We start from the raw sequence: 13,473 nt of genomic DNA, 5'->3' as shown, positions 1-13,473 counted from the left end.
CTCCTTGCGGGGATCGGTCCGGAGGCGAGGGCTTGGGCGAGACGACAATACTCCTACGAAGGCTTCGCACCGGATCGATTGTCCTTCTCGTTGTTGCAGTGGGCGCAGTTGCGATGGCATTCGTTTCAGCTGGCGCGATGCCGAATGCGCTGTTTCTCACGGCAGCGATGGCATTGACTACAATCGTCGCCGCACTGCATGTCGCGACATGGATCATGGCATGGATATCGCATCGCCGACTTCGGATCGTGATGGAATTTCTCGAATATGACAGCGCGCCCGGCTTCTGCACGGACGAGATCGGGGCAATTTTCGCGCAGAACCGCGCTGCGACGGAGCGGTTCGGCGTTCAGGACGGCGGCACAATGACTCGCGCGCTCGAACCGCTCTTCGCCAATCCCGATGCTGTGGTGCACCGGCTGCGCAGTGCCGCCATAGACGAGAAAGCTGCGCGCGAAGATGTCGTGACCCGAAGAGGTCATGTTCGCGTTGCAGTCCACCGGATTCCGGGCGGGCATCTCTGGCGACTGGAGGATCTGGTCGATCGGCCACCCCGGTCTGCGGACGGTATCGGCCTTCCGATGCTGACATTCGGACCCTCCGGCACGATTCTTTATATGAACGAAGTTCTCCGCACTGCCGCTGGCCGTCGGGTCAAACGTTTGCGCGACCTGTTCGAAGAAGTTCCGTTGGTCAACGGCGGACTGAACCGCCTTGTTGCCAAGAATGGCGCTGAAAGCGTGCGGGTCGTTTTGTCCGCGCCTGTGAACGGTCGGCAAGAGGTTTTCGTTCTGCCCTCCGGCGATAGTACGGATGGTCAGGTCGCGCTCGATGCTCTGCCGGTCGCGCTGTTGCGGTTGGACAGCAGCGGGCGGGTGGCCTTTGCGAACCGGCAGGCCCGTGAACTCCTGCCTGCGACGAACACGGGGACCGAAAGCAGGCTTGCAGCGTTGGTCGAGGGATTGGGCCGCAGTGTCCGCGAATGGGTCAGCGAAGCGGCGGCCGGTCGCGGTCTTTACCGCGCCGAGGTCGTCCGCGTGACCGGTGCCGAGGTCGAGACCTATCTTCAGATCACGCTCGGTCGTCCGCTTGGCGATGGCGAAGGTGGGCTTCTGGCGGTTCTCAACGATGCGACCGAACTCAAGACTCTGGAAGCGCAATTCGTCCAAAGCCAGAAAATGCAGGCGATCGGTCAGCTGGCCGGCGGCGTCGCTCATGATTTCAACAATCTGCTGACCGCCATATCGGGTCATTGCGACCTTCTCATGTTGCGGCATGGCGAAGGCGATGAGGATCACGCAGATCTGACTCAGATCACGCAAAACGCCAATCGCGCAGCCGCTCTGGTCGGTCAGCTGCTGGCATTTTCCCGCAAGCAGACGCTGGAGATGCGTCCTATCGACCTTCGGGATACGCTGGGAGATCTTGCGCATTTGCTGAACCGCTTGGTCGGCGATCGCGTAATTCTGCGGCTTGAGCACGATCCTGCGCTGATTCCGATCCGGGGAGACAGGCGGCAACTTGAACAGGTTCTGATGAACCTCGTGGTCAATGCGCGTGATGCGATGCCAGACGGCGGCGAGATCCTGATCGAGACGGAGTGCAGATATCTTCCTGCTCCGCTGTTAAGGGATCGAGTCTCCGTTCCATCGGGTCAATATGTAATCGTCAGCGTGACGGATGAGGGAACCGGTATAACAATCGATAACCTTTCCCGCATTTTCGAGCCGTTTTTCACGACCAAACGTCCCGGCGAAGGAACAGGCCTGGGGCTGAGCATGGCCTACGGGATCGTCAAGCAATCGGGCGGTTACATTTTTGCCGACAGCACGCCGGGGCAGGGCACCCGTTTCAGCCTGTATTTTCCGGCGCTGACCGATGCCGCCGAAGCGGAACTTGTCGAAGCGCCAGACCTCCCTGACGCGACCGCCGCACCGGTTGACCGCGCACTCGACCAACTGCCTGTCCCCGAGCCTGTTTCCGATCTTACTCAAACCATTAAGACATCCACCCACCATAGCTCGGATGGGGCGAGGGACGATGGCGAAGTTGGAAACGACCCTGATGGTTCCATATCCACCATAAGCGATAGCGCATTCGATGGGGAAGTCGTCGATGCCCCGAAACCGGCGGAGGGGGAAGGCGAAATGTCGGCCATGCTGCGCGGCGTTCTGGAAACTTCACGATCTGATCCGTTGTCGCACCCGACACCACCTGATGCTGTCGACGAGCCGAAGACGTTGCCATTTGCTGGCAAACAGGCAGAGTCCAAGGTCTCATCCGATGTCGACAAGTGCGATCTTCAGCCCACCAAGCCGGTTGTTCTCCTTGTCGAGGATGAGGCCCCCGTTCGCGCCTTTGCGTCCCGGGCGTTACGATTGCGCGGATATGAGGTGATGGAGGCGGAAGACGCCGAATCCGCACTAGCACAATTGTCAGATCGCAACCTTCTGGTCGATCTCTTCGTCACGGACGTAATGATGCCCGGACTGGATGGACCCAGCTGGGTACGCGAGGCGATGAAGATGAGGCCGGATGTGCGAACTGTTTTCATGTCCGGATATACTCAGGATGCACTGTCCGAAACCAGCGTCCCAGTCCCCAATTCCGTATTTTTGCCCAAACCCTTCTCGCTCTCGGATCTGACGCGGACGGTCGAACGCGCGCTTTTGTAATAGCTTTTGGGTCGGGTTTTTTCCATCGCGTATCCTAGCCGATTCCATCCCAGATATCGAAGTCTTTGATGCGTTCGTTCTTCAATCTTGAATGCATTTCGTCAGACAGATCGAGATCTCCTCCGGGCGAGACATTCGTTTTTTCGAGGTCGATTTTCATCCCGATGCGGCCTTCTAGAAAGCGTAGCAGCTCATCGGTGTCGCCGTGACGAAACAGATGGTCCACGCCACCGTCCAGAAACTGTGCTTGCGATCCGACGCGAGCGAAAGGTGGCTGCGGATCGGCTAGATAGGAGGCGACGAAACTGTCGAAACTTATTCCTGCCGTCGAGTTGGGTTGTCCGGACAGGCCCGGCCGCGACCGATAGCGATACCAGCTACCGAGCCAAGACACGGGTTCGCGCATCACTGCCAGCAACTCGAGCGGACGCTTCCCCTTTTGTTCGAAGAAACCGGCCAATTCCCGGCGATACTTTTTTACAGTGCAATGCTTCAGACCCGGTGGATTGAGTATTGCTGCGTCAGCATGCGGAGCAAGTGCTAACTCCAACGCCGTCGTCCCGGTTTTGGGCACCGCAAGAATTGCCAGCCTGGCCTTCCAGAATATGAGCATCTCGTCCTCCGGGTTGGCAAAATTGCCGGTAACGCTTCTTTAACCCTGTGTCGCCACGATGGGGCAAGTCCAAAGGGCTTGTAACTGTTCCGTATATGTTCCATATCATTCAGGGAACAAGACGTGAACGATAACCAGATTGCCGCGCCTGCGGCAGCATGCAACAAGGGCCGAAATCATGGCAACGGCGAACCTACTCGACATGGCTGACAAACGTAGCGCGGACAAGCAGAAGGCGCTCGACAGCGCCTTGGCCCAAATCGAACGTCAGTTCGGTAAGGGGTCCATTATGAAATTGGGCGGGCAGAACCAGATGCCCGACATCGAAGCGACGTCGACGGGGTCGCTCGGCCTCGATATCGCGCTTGGTATCGGCGGTCTGCCGAAGGGCCGGATCATCGAAATCTATGGCCCGGAAAGCTCCGGCAAGACGACGCTGACCCTGCACGCAGTCGCGGAAGAGCAAAAGAACGGCGGTGTCTGTGCATTCGTCGATGCGGAACATGCGCTTGACCCACAATATGCCAAGAAGCTTGGCGTCGATCTGAACGAATTGTTGATTTCGCAGCCTGACACGGGCGAACAAGCACTAGAGATTGTCGATACCTTGGTCCGTTCGGGCGCGGTGAGTATGGTGGTGGTCGACTCGGTGGCCGCTTTAATACCGAAATCCGAACTCGAGGGCGACATGGGCGACAGCTCGGTCGGCGTACATGCGCGCTTGATGAGTCAGGCGATGCGGAAACTGACCGGATCGATTAACCGATCCAAATGCATGGTCATCTTCATCAACCAGATCCGGATGAAGATCGGTGTCATGTTCGGCTCACCGGAGACGACAACGGGTGGCAACGCATTGAAATTCTATGCATCTGTCCGCCTGGATATCCGCCGGATCGGTGCTGTAAAGGACCGGGACGAAATTGTTGGCAACACCACCAAGGTAAAGGTGGTCAAGAACAAGGTCGCGCCACCATTCAAGGTCGTCGAATTCGACATCATGTATGGCGAGGGAATATCCAAGACCGGCGAGTTGATCGATCTGGGCGTCAAGGCCGGTGTGGTTGAGAAATCCGGTGCCTGGTACAGTTACGGCGATGACCGGATCGGGCAGGGACGTGAGAATTCCAAGCAGTTTCTCAAAGACAATCCGTCGATTGCTACCGAAATCGAAGACAAGATCCGCGCGGCGCACGGACTGGATTTTCAAATGGGCGAAGCGGACAAGACCGAGATCCGGGACGAGATCCTCGACGATTGATGGTACTGGAATGTCCCGCCGGGTGGTGTGATCAGGGAAGGGCCGTCCGAAAGGGCGGCCCTTTCCACACGCGGGATTGGGATTGGCTTGTCGACAGGATGGGCCAAGGCTAGGACGGACACGCAAGGTACCAGAGGGAAGATCATGGCCAGCTTGAATGACATCCGCACGACATTCCTGGATTATTTCGCCAAGAACGGTCATGAAAAGGTTGCCAGTTCGCCGCTTGTGCCGCGCAACGATCCTACGCTGATGTTCGTCAATTCAGGGATGGTCCAGTTTAAGAACGTCTTCACCGGCGTCGAAAGCCGCAGTTACGATCGCGCGACGAGCAGCCAGAAATGCGTTCGCGCTGGTGGCAAACACAACGATCTGGATAACGTCGGCTATACCGCGCGCCATCATACGTTCTTCGAAATGCTGGGCAATTTCAGTTTTGGAGATTACTTCAAATCCGATGCGATCCATTTCGCGTGGGAGTTGTTGACCAGGGAGTTCGGCATAGATCCGAACCGCCTGCTGGTCACGGTCTATCATACGGATGACGAAGCCGCGGCGATCTGGAAGAAGGTCGCGGGCCTGCCGGATGAGCGGATCATCCGCATTGCTACCGACGACAACTTCTGGCGTATGGGGCCGACGGGGCCTTGCGGACCCTGCACCGAGATTTTCTACGATCACGGCGAGCATATTCCGGGTGGTCCGCCGGGCAGTCCGGACGAAGACGGCGATCGTTTCATCGAGATATGGAACCTCGTCTTCATGCAGAACGAGCAGTTTGAGGATGGCACGATGCGCCCCCTCGACATGCAGTCGATCGACACCGGAATGGGGTTGGAGCGGATAGGCGCGCTGCTGCAGGGCAAGCATGACAACTACGACACCGACCTGATGCGCGCCCTGATCGAAGCGTCGGCCCAGGCCACGTCGACCGATCCCGATGGCCCTGAAAATGTGCATCACAGGGTTATTGCCGACCACCTGCGGTCAACGTCGTTCCTGATCGCCGATGGCGTGATGCCGTCGAACGAGGGGCGCGGCTATGTTCTTCGCAGGATCATGCGGCGCGCCATGCGGCATGCGCATCAGGCAGGCGCGAAGGATCCGTTGATGCATCGTCTGGTGCCCGCGCTGGTCACGCAGATGGGACAGCATTATTCTGAATTGACGCGCGCGCAGTCAATGATCGAGGAGACATTGCGCGGCGAGGAGGAGCGGTTTCGCACAACGCTGGATCGGGGGTTGCGGCTTCTTGAGGATCAGGTCCAGGCGCTGCCCGAAGGAGGCGTCCTGGACGGTGCGTCGGCATTCAAACTCTACGACACATACGGGTTTCCTCTGGACCTGACGCAGGATGCCCTGCGCGAAAAGGGTCTGTCTGTCGACAGCGATGGATTCGACTTGGCTATGGCCGAGCAAAAGACGCGGGCGCGGGCTGCTTGGTCCGGCTCGGGCGAACAGGCGGATGCGGCGATCTGGTTCGACCTGGCGGACAGGTACGGAACGACGGAGTTCCTGGGCTACGACACAGAAGTCGCCGAAGGTCAGGTGCTTGCCCTCGTCTCGGATGGGGCGGCGGTTGATGTGGCGCGCGCCGGTGATGCGGTCAGCATCGTGGTCAATCAGACGCCGTTTTACGCTGAATCAGGTGGTCAGATCGGCGATGCAGGCGTCCTGAAAACGGAAACCGGGCGCGCAACCATTACTGACACGCGGAAATCCGCAGGCGTTTTCATGCATATCGCGCAGGTCGACGAAGGCGAGATCAGGCCGGGTCAATCTGCGGAACTGACGGTCGACAATGCCCGTCGAAGTTCGATCCGGGCGAACCATTCGGCGACGCACCTGCTGCACGAGGCATTGCGCAGAGCCCTTGGCGATCATGTCGCTCAGCGTGGATCGCTGAATGATTCAGATCGTCTGCGCTTTGATTTCAGTCACGGGCACGCCGTCACAGCGGAGCAACTTGCTCAGATCGAAGCCGAGGTGAATTCGTTCATCCGCCAGAACTCCGAAGTTTCGACCCGGATCATGGAGCCGGATGCCGCCCGCGATCTGGGTGCGCAGGCCTTGTTCGGTGAGAAATACGGCGACGAAGTCCGCGTTGTTTCGATGGGGTCGAGGGATGACACCGGCAAAGGCAGCGATAAGCGGACCTACTCGATCGAACTGTGCGGGGGCACACATGTTCGCAATACCGGCGAAATCGGGGCGTTTGTTACGCTGGGCGATCAGGCTGTCAGCGCGGGCGTGCGCCGTATCGAGGCGCTGACCGGACAGGCGGCAATGGACCACCTGCAGGCGCAGGACCGCCGTATGTCGGAACTGGCCAATCTGTTGAAGGCGCAGCCCGATGAGGTTGGCACAAGGGTCAAGGCTTTGATGGACGAACGCAAGGCATTGCAAAATGAAGTCGCACAGCTACGACGAGAGCTGTCGATGGGCGAGGGTGCAGAGGCAATTGAAATCAATGGCATGAAGGCCGTTCTTCAAGTTGTTTCCGGCGTCTCGGGCAAGGATCTCGGACCGATGATCGATGCGCAGAAGGCGGCGCTCGGGTCCGGTGTGATCGCTTATATTGCGGATACGGGGGCCAAGCCTGCGGTGGGAGTGGGCGTCACCAGGGACCTGACGGAGCGGGTGTCCGCGGTCGATCTGGTAAAAACCGCGGTCGAGGCGCTTGGCGGTCGCGGTGGTGGCGGACGTCCTGAGATGGCACAGGGCGGGGGCTCGAATATCGCTCAGGCCGATGCTGCATTGTCGGCGGTTCGGGAGGCGTTATCGAAGGTATGATGCGGGGATGACGTTGGTATTATCTGCGTATCACCCGCTATGCCTCAGTGCCCGGTGGTCGATGAGAACAATTGCATGATGACGATGCCGGCAACGATCAGACCCATGCCGATGATCGCAGGGGCATCCAACCGCTGGCCGAAAACGATCCAGCCGATCATGGCGATCATAACGATCCCGACGCCGGACCAGATCGCATAGGTCACCCCGACCGGAAGCGTCCTGAGAACCAGCGACAGGAGAAACAGCGCCGTCACGAAACAGGTCAACGTCACGACCGACGGCCAGAGGCGGGTGAACCCGTCGGACGCTTTGAGCGCGGTCGTGCCCACCGTCTCGAATGCGATAGCCAGGATGAGCCAGAGCCAGTGCATCAGCGCCCCACGTAGCGGTCGCGACGATGATTGGTGGCGATGATCAGGTTCACGACGACGGCTCCTGAAAGGGATGCGGCAACCAACCACGGGTCAAGCAGGGCGAAGGCCAGCGCGAACAGCAAGGCGTCGAACCCGAGTTGGACCCAGCCGGCCTGTATGCCGAACCGCTCCTGCACCCAAAGGGCAAGGATGCCAATCCCCCCCAGCGATGCACCATGTCGGAAGATCACAATCAATCCCATGCCGATCACCGCGCCCGACAGGGCCGATGCGGCCCAGGGGTTCAATGCCTCGAAGGTGACGACAAGGGGCATCAGGCGCGTCAGGACAGAAACCATAGTCACGGCAATCACCGTCTTGACGACGAAGCGCGGGCCCATGCGGACCCAACCCAGACCGTAGAATGGCAAGTTGAGCAGGAAGAACCAGACGCCGAAGCTCCAGCCGCCCATATAGGACAACAGCACCGCCGCGCCCGCCGTCTGTCCAGTGACCAGACCGGCGGCAGTCAGGAACTGCACACCCAGCGCGCAGAGCGTCGTGCCCAGAACGAAGGCCTGCGCGTCCTCCAGCATCGTGTGCCGGAGGGGGGACGGGCGATGGGGTTCGCGGCTGTCGGGAGGTGGAGAAGAGCGGGCCATTCCACGGACCTATTTGTCACGGATCGGGCTGTCCAGCAGCGGTCTCAACGGTCTGACGAAAAAGGGCGCACGGCGTTGGGCAAGCCCCTTACCAGAAGTGTTGCGCCGCGTGCACGGAATGCACGTAGAGCAGGGGCAGTATCAGCTCCCTCACCCGCATAATTCTGCGAGAGCGTAGCTTGCGCCGAGGTCAGCTGTGCGGGGCGGAGTGCCGCTTCCCCTTGACGGCTTGTCGGCGCGGAAGCAAGCTGACCGCGTCTAGAACAGGTTAGGTCGGGAAGGTTAGCCCGGCCCCCGCATCCGCGGGTCCTTCCGTTATGACCGTAGCGGCCCGCGACTATTCAGTCCCATGTGCAGTGCATGGGACGATAGAAAGGGCACCACCATGTGGCAGCAGACACCCGCGACTCCCGAAGGCTCCCGATCCCGGTGCAAGATCATTCTTGTCGAGATTCAGGCGACAGCCGATAAAGTCTACGACTTCGCCTCTGACCCACGGAACCTCCCCGCTTGGGCGCCAAATTTTGCCAAGGCGGTATCGGCGAACGAAAAAGGATGGGTCGCCGAGACCGAGGAAGGCCCTGTTGCGATCGAGTTCGCACCGCGCAACGACTTGGGAGTTCTCGACCATTGGGGCCGCCTTCCCGACGGAGCGAAGTTCTTCAACCCGATACGGGTTGTTCCCGACGGGGACGCGAGCATCTTGAGCTTCATCCTCTTCCGACAGGACGGATGGGACGACGACCGCCTCGCAGGTGACGCCGCTTTGGTGCAAGCGGACCTGGATCGGTTGAAGGCGCATCTGAGCGCGTAGCAAAACACGAACCAAATGGTCGCGACGTATCGCGGCGCGACCAACAACACATCCGGTAAGGGGCTTGGACGTTGGGCGCGTCCCGTCTTTGTTCTGCAAATACTCTGAGGAGCGCGAGGAGAAACTCCTCGCTTCGCCACTCAGGTCAAAGCCGCGTCGAGATTTTCAGCGATTTTTTCAAGGAAACCAATCGTAGTCAGCCATTTTTGATCGGGGCCAACCAGCAGGGCCAGGTCCTTGGTCATATAACCGGATTCAACGGTCCCGACGACGACTTTCTCAAGAGTTTCGGCGAAGGCCGTCAACTGCGCATTGTCGTCCAGCTTGGCGCGATGCCTGAGGCCGCCGGTCCAGGCGAAGATCGACGCGATGGAGTTGGTCGAGGTTTCCTTGCCGGCCTGGTGCTGACGGTAGTGCCGGGTGACGGTGCCATGCGCGGCCTCGGCCTCGACGATCTTGCCATCGGGGGTCATCAGCTGCGACGTCATGAGACCCAATGAGCCGAAGCCCTGGGCCACAGTGTCGGACTGCACGTCGCCGTCGTAGTTCTTGCAGGCCCAGACATAGCCGCCCGACCATTTCATTGCAGCGGCGACCATGTCGTCGATCAGGCGGTGTTCATAGGTGATGCCGGCCTTCTTGAAACCGGCTTCGAACTCTTCCTCAAAAATCTGCTGAAAGATATCCTTGAAGCGCCCGTCATAGGCCTTGAGGATCGTGTTCTTGGTCGAAAGATAGACCGGAAACTTGCGGCCCAGACCATAGTTCAGCGAGGCGCGGGCGAAATCGCGGATCGACTCGTCGAGGTTGTACATCGCCATGGCGACGCCGGAGGATGGTGCGTCGAACACCTCGCGTTCGATGACCTCGCCGTCCTCGCCTTCGAATTTCATGGTCAGCTTCCCCTTGCCGGGGAACAGGAAGTCTGTGGCGCGATACTGGTCGCCGAAGGCATGGCGACCGACAACGATCGGCTGGGTCCAGCCCGGCACCAGACGCGGCACGTTCGAGCAGATGATCGGCTCGCGGAATATGACGCCGCCGAGGATGTTGCGGATCGTGCCGTTGGGGCTGCGATACATGCGCTTGAGGCCGAATTCCTCGACCCGGCCTTCGTCCGGTGTGATCGTGGCGCATTTCACGCCGACGCCGATTTCCTTGATCTTCTCGGCGGCATCGATGGTGATCTGGTCGTCCGTCTCGTCCCGCGCCTCGATGCCCAGATCGTAATACAGCAGGTCGATGTCGAGATACGGCAGGATCAGCTTGTCCTTGATGAACTGCCAGATGATGCGCGTCATTTCGTCCCCGTCGAGCTCGACGACGGGATTATCTACCTTGATCCTGGACATGGGGGCCTCCGGCTGGAACATGTTTCGCGCGTCCCATAGCAGGGTCCGCCACCGACGGCCAGATTGTATGCCGTGGCATACAGGTCGAGATTATCCAGAGAAGACAAAGCGGCCCGGCGTCAGTTGCGCCGGGCCTGCCGCCAGTTCGGTCGTGGAACCAAAAACAAGGCGACGACGGGTCCATGCCGGAGGAAAAACAGCATGGACCAGGGGACCGCAGTCCGATGTGTCCGAACTGTCGCGGTCGATCCGGTCCCCGCAGCGCTCTTGGACCGCTACGGGGGAAGACATGGTTATTCCGCGGTTACGACCGCCATCACGAGTGCGCCTTCGGGCTTGACAGGGCCGTCTTCGGTGGCGCCCAGCGTATATTCGAACACGCCGGTCTGAGTGCCCCCGGTTTCGCCATGGACCATCAGCATCAGCATCTGGCCGGAGGCAACGTCTTCCTGAAGGATGGCGGCGACATCGGTGGTCTTGCCTGCACGGATCGGGGCATAGCCGACCACGAGGCCAGGTTTCATGTCGGCATCAGTGCTGTGAACGACCAGCCAGCCGTTTTCCGACGCGGTAATGCTTTCGGCGGACACAACGCCGTTGGCGACGGATTGGTCCGATGCGGTGATCGAAGGGGCCATCGCATGCGCATCGGCAAGTGCGACCGAGGCGGAGGCCAGAAGGGCGAGGGCGGCAATATTGATAGTCGAAGTCATAGTCGATCTCCCGTTGTTATGCCCCCCAGACACGCGACGGTTCGACAGGAGTTTCACGGGTCCGTGAAAAATTTCGCGATCTTCGGGCCAAGCCAGGCCCAGAGCGTCGGTGCGCCGCGCTCGATCTTGCTGCCAATCCGGTTGCGGACCTGATCTTCGGTAACGTTGTAGGCAGTCCAGCTACCGCCGCCATTGGCCAGATTAAGGTTCGGCGGCTGGAACCGGTCGAGGGCTTTGGCGAACGTCGCATCCGGGGTGGCGGCGGCTTCGAACTCGTCCCAGAGGGCGCGAAATTCGCGGGCCTGCGTATCCGGCAACAGGGCAAAGATGCGGTCGGCGGCGGCCAGTTCGTCCGCCACCTGCGTGGAGGTGTCGCCATAGATCGGCGCGTCACCGGCGTCGATTTCGACGATATCGTGCAGGATCAGCATGCGGATGACCCGGTCGATCGACACGCCGGGCGGTGCTTGCGGCGCGAGGGTCAGAGCAAAGAGGGTCAGGTGCCAAGAGTGTTCGGCACTATTCTCATCGCGCGAGCCATCGGCCAATTGGGTGGCGCGGGTGATGGATTTCAGGCGGTCGGCTTCCATGAGGAACGCCATCTGCCGGTCCAGATCGGACGGAGGCGACACCGGATCAGCCATCGCCTTCCGGTGCCGCCGACTTATTCTCCATCTCGGCAATGCGCGCCTTAAGCTGGCGGTCGGCCCGGATCGCGGCGCGCTGGACCCGGACCGAGGTGATGAAAGCCTCCTGCAGCGTCTGCGAGCTGTCGCCCAGCGACTGGGACATGATCTTGATAATGTCTTCGTCGCCGGTCTTTTCGACATGCGCGATGACCTTGGCGGCCAGTTTGTTGGCAAGATCATCGGCGAGGGACATCTGCGAGGCCTCCGGGCGCTCAGCGCGTCGTTTCAGTCAGGCGACGCGCGACGTAGCCCTTCACGCTGTCGATCATCGGGTCCATGTGCGGGTCTTCGAAGAAATGGCCCGCGCCCTCCATCTCCTGATGGGTGATGGTGATGCCCTTCTGTTCGTGCAGTTTGCCCACAAGCGTGCGCGTGTCGGCGGGCGGGGCAACCCGGTCGTTCGCACCGTTGATGACCAGACCCGATGCCGGGCAGGGGGCGAGGAAGCTGAAGTCATAGCGGTCTGCGGGGGGCGAGACCGAGATGAAGCCGGTGATTTCCGGGCGACGCATCAGAAGCTGCATCCCGATCCACGCGCCGAAGCTGAAGCCCGCGACCCAGCAGTGCTTGGCGTTGGGGTTCATCGCTTGCAGATAGTCGAGCGCCGAGGCGGCATCGGACAATTCGCCGATGCCCTGATCGTATTCACCCTGGCTGCGGCCGACGCCGCGGAAGTTGAACCGCAGCACCGTGAAACCCAGATCGAGGAAAGAATAATGCAGGTTATACACGACGCGGTTGTTCATTGTCCCGCCGAACTGCGGGTGCGGATGCAGAATGATCGCGATCGGCGCATCCTTGAGTTTCTGCGGGTGATAGCGGCCTTCGAGGCGGCCTTCGGGGCCGGGGAAGATCACTTCGGGCATTGGCGTTCCATTCGGTCTGTTCTGGGGCCGGTTGGCCGGTCGTTGTTGACGCAGGGTTGGGGCGAGGGGTAAGCCCCATGAACTGCCATCCCCGCCGGGTTCTCACGCAGGTATGCGACCGGGGCGGGGTCGTCAACTTTTGGCGACTGCATCGGTCCCCTGAGGTCGGAGAAGTCATGAAGTTAAGCACCAAGGGCCGCTATGCAATGGTCGCACTGGTCGATCTTGCGCAACAGGTCACCGCGTCGGACGGGGAGGCGACCACCTCGCTGGCCGAGATTTCCAGGCGGCAGGATATTTCGCTGCCCTATCTGGAGCAATTGTTCGTCAAATTGCGCCGCGCCGGGCTGGTCGCATCGGTGCGCGGACCCGGTGGCGGCTATCGCCTGTCGCGGAGCGCATCCGAGATCCGGGTGTCGGACGTGCTGGAGGCGGTCGACGAGACGGTCAGCGCCATGCACACCGGCGCGGGCGCGTCGGGCGGGTCGTCCGGGTCGCGGGCGCAGTCGATGACAAACCGTCTGTGGGAGTCGATGTCGGCACATGTCTATGTGTTCCTGCATCAGACGCGTCTGTCGGACGTAGTCGGAAACGAGCTGACGCCGTGCCCTGCCGTGCCGATCCTGTTCGAGATCGTGGACGAGTAGGTCGGGGCCAGCCCCGAACCCCGGAATATTTG

Annotated in this window: 13 protein-coding genes; 5 read left to right on the top strand and 8 right to left on the bottom strand. The window is 60.4% G+C overall.

What is annotated here, in order from left to right; all coding sequences use genetic code 11:
- Positions 1-113: 113 nt before the first annotated feature.
- Positions 114-2,675, top strand: coding sequence for an ATP-binding protein (locus tag AC13C2_RS10360; protein WP_175495805.1), 2,562 nt, complete (start codon positions 114-116; stop codon positions 2,673-2,675).
- A gap of 34 nt (positions 2,676-2,709) precedes the next feature.
- On the opposite strand, the gene AC13C2_RS10355 is transcribed toward AC13C2_RS10360, so the two are convergent.
- Positions 2,710-3,288, bottom strand: a complete 579-nt coding sequence (locus AC13C2_RS10355; RefSeq protein ID WP_482886758.1) for a gamma-glutamyl kinase — start codon at positions 3,286-3,288, stop codon at positions 2,710-2,712.
- A 178-nt stretch (positions 3,289-3,466) separates the two neighbouring features.
- Here AC13C2_RS10355 and recA point away from each other — a divergent pair, with 178 nt between their 5' ends.
- Positions 3,467-4,549 (top strand): recombinase RecA, encoded by a 1,083-nt coding sequence (recA, locus tag AC13C2_RS10350; protein ID WP_092762005.1) that lies wholly within the window; start codon positions 3,467-3,469, stop codon positions 4,547-4,549.
- 144 nt (positions 4,550-4,693) lie between these two features.
- Complete coding sequence (gene alaS / locus AC13C2_RS10345; protein ID WP_482886757.1) at positions 4,694-7,342, top strand: alanine--tRNA ligase; 2,649 nt, start codon at positions 4,694-4,696, stop codon at positions 7,340-7,342.
- A gap of 44 nt (positions 7,343-7,386) precedes the next feature.
- On the opposite strand, the gene AC13C2_RS10340 is transcribed toward alaS, so the two are convergent.
- A complete protein-coding gene (locus AC13C2_RS10340; protein ID WP_092761595.1) occupies positions 7,387-7,716 on the bottom strand; it encodes a DMT family transporter in 330 nt (109 codons plus the stop codon).
- Positions 7,716-8,360, bottom strand: a complete 645-nt coding sequence (locus AC13C2_RS10335) for a YitT family protein (RefSeq protein ID WP_092761593.1) — start codon at positions 8,358-8,360, stop codon at positions 7,716-7,718. The genes AC13C2_RS10340 and AC13C2_RS10335 overlap by 1 nt, the downstream gene beginning before the upstream one ends.
- 385 nt (positions 8,361-8,745) lie before the next feature.
- On the opposite strand from AC13C2_RS10335, the gene AC13C2_RS10330 reads away from it, so the two are divergent.
- Complete coding sequence (locus AC13C2_RS10330; protein WP_482886756.1) at positions 8,746-9,174, top strand: SRPBCC family protein; 429 nt, start codon at positions 8,746-8,748, stop codon at positions 9,172-9,174.
- 140 nt (positions 9,175-9,314) lie between these two features.
- Here the strand turns inward: AC13C2_RS10330 and AC13C2_RS10325 are convergent, their stop codons facing one another.
- From AC13C2_RS10325 to AC13C2_RS10305, 5 genes are all read right to left on the bottom strand, one after another.
- Positions 9,315-10,526: an NADP-dependent isocitrate dehydrogenase gene (locus AC13C2_RS10325; protein WP_092761589.1), complete on the bottom strand. Its 1,212-nt coding sequence runs from the start codon at positions 10,524-10,526 to the stop codon at positions 9,315-9,317.
- 293 nt (positions 10,527-10,819) lie between these two features.
- Positions 10,820-11,239: a DUF7282 domain-containing protein gene (locus AC13C2_RS10320; protein WP_482886755.1), complete on the bottom strand. Its 420-nt coding sequence runs from the start codon at positions 11,237-11,239 to the stop codon at positions 10,820-10,822.
- Positions 11,240-11,292: 53 nt separating this feature from the next.
- A complete protein-coding gene (locus AC13C2_RS10315; protein WP_092761585.1) occupies positions 11,293-11,883 on the bottom strand; it encodes an HD domain-containing protein in 591 nt (196 codons plus the stop codon).
- The gene (locus AC13C2_RS10310) at positions 11,876-12,121 is read right to left on the bottom strand and encodes a hypothetical protein (protein ID WP_092761584.1); all 246 of its coding nucleotides are present in this window, start codon (positions 12,119-12,121) and stop codon (positions 11,876-11,878) included. Before AC13C2_RS10310 ends, AC13C2_RS10315 begins: the two co-directional genes overlap by 8 nt.
- Before the next feature lie 19 nt (positions 12,122-12,140).
- The gene (locus tag AC13C2_RS10305) at positions 12,141-12,794 is read right to left on the bottom strand and encodes an alpha/beta hydrolase (protein ID WP_092761582.1); all 654 of its coding nucleotides are present in this window, start codon (positions 12,792-12,794) and stop codon (positions 12,141-12,143) included.
- Between the two features lie 176 nt (positions 12,795-12,970).
- On the opposite strand from AC13C2_RS10305, the gene iscR reads away from it, so the two are divergent.
- A complete protein-coding gene (iscR, locus tag AC13C2_RS10300; RefSeq protein ID WP_092761580.1) occupies positions 12,971-13,441 on the top strand; it encodes a Fe-S cluster assembly transcriptional regulator IscR in 471 nt (156 codons plus the stop codon).
- Positions 13,442-13,473: the final 32 nt, after the last annotated feature.

This window comes from Jannaschia sp. L-14R, assembly GCF_056857695.1.
The sequence above is the reverse complement of the archived record's forward strand: the minus strand, read 5'-3'. Positions and strand labels throughout refer to the sequence as shown.

Excerpts from the sequence above, each read along its gene's own strand:
- AC13C2_RS10320 (WP_482886755.1), bottom strand. The coding sequence starts at position 11,239 with ATGACTTCGACTATCAATATTGCCGCCCTCGCCCTTCTGGCCTCCGCC.
- AC13C2_RS10305 (WP_092761582.1), bottom strand. The coding sequence starts at position 12,794 with ATGCCCGAAGTGATCTTCCCCGGCCCCGAAGGCCGCCTCGAAGGCCGC.
- AC13C2_RS10330 (WP_482886756.1), top strand. The coding sequence starts at position 8,746 with ATGTGGCAGCAGACACCCGCGACTCCCGAAGGCTCCCGATCCCGGTGC.
- AC13C2_RS10325 (WP_092761589.1), bottom strand. The coding sequence starts at position 10,526 with ATGTCCAGGATCAAGGTAGATAATCCCGTCGTCGAGCTCGACGGGGAC.
- AC13C2_RS10315 (WP_092761585.1), bottom strand. The coding sequence starts at position 11,883 with ATGGCTGATCCGGTGTCGCCTCCGTCCGATCTGGACCGGCAGATGGCG.
- alaS (WP_482886757.1), top strand. The coding sequence starts at position 4,694 with ATGGCCAGCTTGAATGACATCCGCACGACATTCCTGGATTATTTCGCC.
- AC13C2_RS10335 (WP_092761593.1), bottom strand. The coding sequence starts at position 8,360 with ATGGCCCGCTCTTCTCCACCTCCCGACAGCCGCGAACCCCATCGCCCG.
- AC13C2_RS10310 (WP_092761584.1), bottom strand. The coding sequence starts at position 12,121 with ATGTCCCTCGCCGATGATCTTGCCAACAAACTGGCCGCCAAGGTCATC.
- AC13C2_RS10355 (WP_482886758.1), bottom strand. The coding sequence starts at position 3,288 with ATGCTCATATTCTGGAAGGCCAGGCTGGCAATTCTTGCGGTGCCCAAA.
- AC13C2_RS10340 (WP_092761595.1), bottom strand. The coding sequence starts at position 7,716 with ATGCACTGGCTCTGGCTCATCCTGGCTATCGCATTCGAGACGGTGGGC.
- recA (WP_092762005.1), top strand. The coding sequence starts at position 3,467 with ATGGCAACGGCGAACCTACTCGACATGGCTGACAAACGTAGCGCGGAC.
- iscR (WP_092761580.1), top strand. The coding sequence starts at position 12,971 with ATGAAGTTAAGCACCAAGGGCCGCTATGCAATGGTCGCACTGGTCGAT.
- AC13C2_RS10360 (WP_175495805.1), top strand. The coding sequence starts at position 114 with ATGGCATTCGTTTCAGCTGGCGCGATGCCGAATGCGCTGTTTCTCACG.